The organism is Streptococcus oralis (assembly GCF_001578945.1).
GTDB lineage: Bacteria > Bacillota > Bacilli > Lactobacillales > Streptococcaceae > Streptococcus > Streptococcus oralis_Q.
In genome coordinates, this window is record NZ_KQ969551.1 from 550,217 (window position 1) to 554,780 (window position 4,564).

Here is a 4,564-nt window from a genome sequence, read left to right on the forward strand (position 1 = left end):
TACTGAAATACCGTCCGTCTTATCCTTATTTCGTGGATGGATGAAATCTTTTGGCAACAAGGTATAAACATACTCTTCCCAAAGCCAGGAAACATCAAAAAGAATACCATGGATTTTTTGCTCTTGATATCCTAACCCATGCTTCTCTCTATTTAGGATCATCAGGCAAAGCTCTTGCAACTTTCTGTACTCTCTGAAGTAGGCGTGTCGGATGGATTTCGTTTTATTCATTCTGATAATCTTAGCACGATCAGCGAGTTTATAAGATGGGGTTACTCGCACGATTTCTGCCATATTTTCACGATTACTATCGAGCAGAACTCCGAAACTTTTCTGATTCTTAATGTACTCAATCGTATGCCGAATCAACTGCATGAGTGGATTATCATAAGTAAACTCTCTTGTTGTATAGGCAATGCTTCCCATAAAAGGGAGATTTTTTTTCAGATGATTTCCAACATCTAGTACACCCTTCACATGACTATCATTATGAAAAAATCTCTGGTATTCCTTATAAAGACCTTTTCGGAGAGCAGCTTGCAGATACTTGGGAAAGAGGTAAACCAAAAGCTGATAGAGTTTATCCTCTGGAGATAGACCGATGTCTAAACTAGTCAGATTGATATTGAGAACCTTTTGTAAAAGATAATGCAAAAAATGGTCGTTACTTTCATCAGAAAAACGAGAGGAAATCGTTAACCTTTCCTGACCACACCCCAGAAAGCCAATCACATTTTCTGTCTTGATTTCCTGATTAACTGTTTCCAAAATCTTTTGGTCCTTGTCTAAATCAAGAGAACTTATCAAATCATTTGGAAAAATAAAAATATTGTCCTCGCGAGAAAGGCTATCTAGTGTTCTATCAAGAAGCGCTTGACTTAGTTTGGGATATTCTGCGGCAAAGTCTTCTTTAGCAATTCTATGCTGATTATCAGTTATCCGCATTATCATCACCAGTATCTTGCCGATCTGTTCCCCCGTTATTTGTCAAATCAAATGCTTCTTTCAATGTATCCAGAGTTTCAACCTCTTCATAAGAACCTCGTAAGTAATCTTCCAAAAGCGGTTTAAGGTAATCAGACCAGAGTAATTCATAATCATAATCCAATTCTTTTAAATTACGGAAATAACTTGGTCCGATATGATAATGACTGTTTAGCTCCTGAACATTTTCGATAGCAACATTCAAGTTCCTTAGTCGAGTTTTAGCTTCTTCAGCATGCTCACCTAGTTTTTCATCAAGGATGTATAGTTGGCTTTCAGCAGTAACTTCAACAAAACGGAAACGACGACGCATGGCAAAATCAAAGGTATCTACTGAACGGTCAATATCATTCATGGTTCCGATGATGTAAACATTTTCGGGGATATAAAATTTCTCATCCGTCTCATGTAAATTAGCATACTGGGTGGAAACACTCCCCCTTTCGCCACGATAATCAGGGTCGATAGAGAAAAAGAGTTCACCAAAAATCTTAGAAATCTCTCCACGATTGATTTCATCAATGATGAAGATAAAATTCTTGTCTGTCTTGATCTCTGTTGGAGAGATATAGTCTTTCAAACCAAATCTTTTCTTTAAAGTTTCTAGGACTTTTTTTCCTTGATTACGATAATAGGGCTGTTTCAGATATTTTTCATCTTTATAGAGTTCATAAACATAAGATTTTGTTAAGCAAGTTCCTTGGGCTTTAGTTTCATAATTGATATTAAAATTATTTCGACTATTTACTGTGAGATAGGAAAATTCTGTCAAATATTCTTTTTCATCTCTGCTATTTACATATTCAAGATAAAGATCCCAAGCTTCATCAAAATTATCTTGGCCTCCAGTTTTTTGAGCTTCTTTAGCCTTCTGACAAAACTTCTTAAAAATGCCATCCTGCAAGCCAAAGTTAATCTGTCCATCATTTACCAGGATTGGTCTCAACCCCTCTACAAAATCCGTATAATCATAGGAAGGGTGAAACTGTACAAATTCGATTTGGTCTTCGTTGCCATCCGTTAATTCTTTAGCAATTTCTTTAGCAAGATAAGTCTTTCCTGTACCAGGAGCACCACGGAGGATGAGGTTTTTGGATTTTTTTAATAGACCACTATAATCAAATAAAAAATCATTCCTTAACATAGTGTCACTTTCTAATTTTTTATACTTTTTCCAATTAGGATGATTCAAAAAATAGTCATAGTCTTGAATTATGATTTCATCACTTGCAGCAAATTTTATTAACTGGTTAGTCTCTTTCGTTCGATACTTAATATCTGATGGAAACCATATTGTTTCTTGCCCCGTAAAGAAAAACCACTCCCTCTCTACATACTCTTTTTTCCAATCAACAATAATAGTATGCCCATCATCTAAAATCTCTTTAACAGTCGCCATTCCACGAATTTTCATCACAGAAACCTTTAAATCATCTTTCTTTACAAAAGGTAAATTCTTCTTTTTGACATATGTAGATTTAGCAAATAAAACGTCACCTGGTTTAATTTTATTAAACAACTTTAACATTTTTTGATACTGTTTATTTTCCTCGTTGTTATGCCATCCTAATTCCCACTTTCCTTCTTTCCTAAAATATTCAAGATAATCATCATCACCAAATTTTGTACCAACAAAAAAATAGTTATCTAGTTCACTGTTCATTTGAATACTCCTTTAATTTACTGTCACAAGTAAGTTCTATTAATATATAGTTCATCTCTAGCATATCATATCCTATATAAAAAGAAAAGAATTTCTAAAGAAAAAGCCCAGTGTAGAGAGCTTTATTCACTCTTAACACTAGACTTCTTTTCAATCCTAATAATACTCACCCTGACGGTAGTCCCATGAGTTAAAGGTATCTGACAAATGCATCAGGATTTTATCAATGTCAAGCCCTTTACGGATAACGACTGGTGCTGGTGAGATTGAACGGTCTCCTCCTTGTTCTGGGATGAGTTTGCCGTCCTTATCGACCATTGATACCATCACACCTTGCTCGTAGCGAGTTTCAATCGTTTTGTCAGGTTGGATGGATGCCACATAGTCGTCTGCTTCAATGACAAGGTCCACTGCTCCTTCGATCCGTTCTCCGATACCTTCTACCTTACCACGATTTCCTTTTCCAGATGGGTTAGCTGATGAGGCGTAGACCATTTTACCTTCTTCCCAAAGTTTAGCAGCCAATTGTTCACCAGCTTTACCAAACTTGATAACAAAACAGCTAGTACCACGAACGTCTGTCATGAGTTCTTCACGACCATCCCCATAAGCTTTAAGTTTTTCAAAGGCTTCTGGTTTCCATGGAAGGATACAGCCTAGAAGAATGTCTTCGTCCCAATGTTTTTGGTAGAAGGCTTCAATTTCTGGGTTAAGTTGCGCTAAAGCGCGAAGCTCGTCCATGCTTCCACAAAGTACAACACCTGGTTTGTTACGGTTACGCTCTTTGGCTTCAAATTTGCGTTCAAGACCTGCCTTATCGCTCGTCATGATAATGTAACCAACTTTTGTAGGGCAAACGATACATCCGCCCTCACCTTTTAAAATGTCGTAGCCTTCTTGTGAAAGTGTTCCGTTCCATTGAATGTGTTTTGTCATAGTTCTATATTTCCTTTTCTATTTTTTCTAATCCTGCCAGTAGGCTGGTCGTTGTTTTTCGTAAGCAGCAATCAAATCTTCATACTGCAAAGTAATTCCGATATCATCCAAACCATTTAAAAGCTTGTGTTTCCATTCACTATCGATTTCGAAAGTGAATTCTCCGACTGGTGAGATGATTTTCTGTTGTTCCAAGTCCACAGTTACCTGGTCGGTCGGTTTGAGTTGGGCTAGTTTCTCTCTCACCTCTCTAGGCTGAACAATGGGCAACATGCCATTATTGAGTTCATTATTGTAATGAATGTCCCCGAAAGATCCTGCAATCACGACCTTAAAACCATAGTCAGCTAGGGCCCAGGCTGCATGTTCCCTCGAAGACCCCGCCCCAAAGTTATCCCCTGAGATGAGAATACTTGCTTTGCGATATTCAGGTCTGTTAAAGACAAAGTCTGGATCCTCAGTATACTTGTCGTCCAGATAACGCCAAGCATACATGAGGTACTTACCAAAGCCTTTTTTATCAATTAACTTGAGAAACTGCTTAGGGAGTATTTGGTCGGTGTCAATGTTATCATTCATGAGAGGAACGGTCGTTCCCGTATAAACTGTAAATTTCTCCATATCCTCTCCTTACTGGGCCTCTGGCATTTGCCGAACATCTACGAAGCGCCCTGCGATAGCCGCCGCAGCTGCCATGGCTGGGCTACAGAGATGGGTCTTAGCACCAAATCCCTGTCTATCTTCAAAGTTGCGGTTACTGGTTGAGGCACAGTGAACCCCATCAGGGACCTTATCAGGATTCATCCCTAGGCACATGGAGCAACCTGGGTCTCTCCATTCAAAGCCAGCCTCTAGAAAGACCTTGTCCAAGCCCAACTTCTCAGCAGCTCGTTTGACAGGACGAGAGCCTGGAACCACAATAGCCGTTAAGTTAGGAGCTATTTTCTTCCCTTTGACAAATCGAGCAGCCAGTTGCAAGTC

At 38.6% G+C, this 4,564-nt stretch carries 5 protein-coding genes; all 5 read right to left on the minus strand.

Annotated features, from left to right (window positions below; translation table 11 throughout):
• Positions 1–945 (minus strand): 5-methylcytosine restriction system specificity protein McrC (locus SORDD16_RS05295; protein WP_061452613.1); only part of this gene is annotated, 945 nt, incomplete at its 3' end.
• Positions 932–2,647: an McrB family protein gene (locus SORDD16_RS05300; protein ID WP_061452614.1), complete on the minus strand. Its 1,716-nt coding sequence runs from the start codon at positions 2,645–2,647 to the stop codon at positions 932–934. The genes SORDD16_RS05300 and SORDD16_RS05295, both read right to left, overlap by 14 nt.
• Positions 2,648–2,803: 156 nt before the next feature.
• Positions 2,804–3,583 carry an L-threonylcarbamoyladenylate synthase gene (locus tag SORDD16_RS05305; protein WP_061452615.1) on the minus strand — a complete coding sequence of 260 codons (780 nt, stop codon included), beginning with the start codon at positions 3,581–3,583 and terminating at the stop codon, positions 2,804–2,806.
• A gap of 27 nt (positions 3,584–3,610) precedes the next feature.
• The gene (leuD, locus tag SORDD16_RS05310) at positions 3,611–4,204 is read right to left on the minus strand and encodes a 3-isopropylmalate dehydratase small subunit (protein ID WP_049536560.1); all 594 of its coding nucleotides are present in this window, start codon (positions 4,202–4,204) and stop codon (positions 3,611–3,613) included.
• A gap of 9 nt (positions 4,205–4,213) precedes the next feature.
• The coding region (locus SORDD16_RS11830; protein WP_241734004.1) for an aconitase family protein at positions 4,214–4,564 on the minus strand (351 nt) is incomplete at its 5' end.

What these genes read in the sequence shown, in the direction of transcription:
- SORDD16_RS05300 (WP_061452614.1), bottom strand. Translation starts at nt 2,647, where the DNA reads ATGAACAGTGAACTAGATAACTATTTTTTTGTTGGTACAAAATTTGGT.
- SORDD16_RS05305 (WP_061452615.1), bottom strand. Translation starts at nt 3,583, where the DNA reads ATGACAAAACACATTCAATGGAACGGAACACTTTCACAAGAAGGCTAC.
- leuD (WP_049536560.1), bottom strand. Translation starts at nt 4,204, where the DNA reads ATGGAGAAATTTACAGTTTATACGGGAACGACCGTTCCTCTCATGAAT.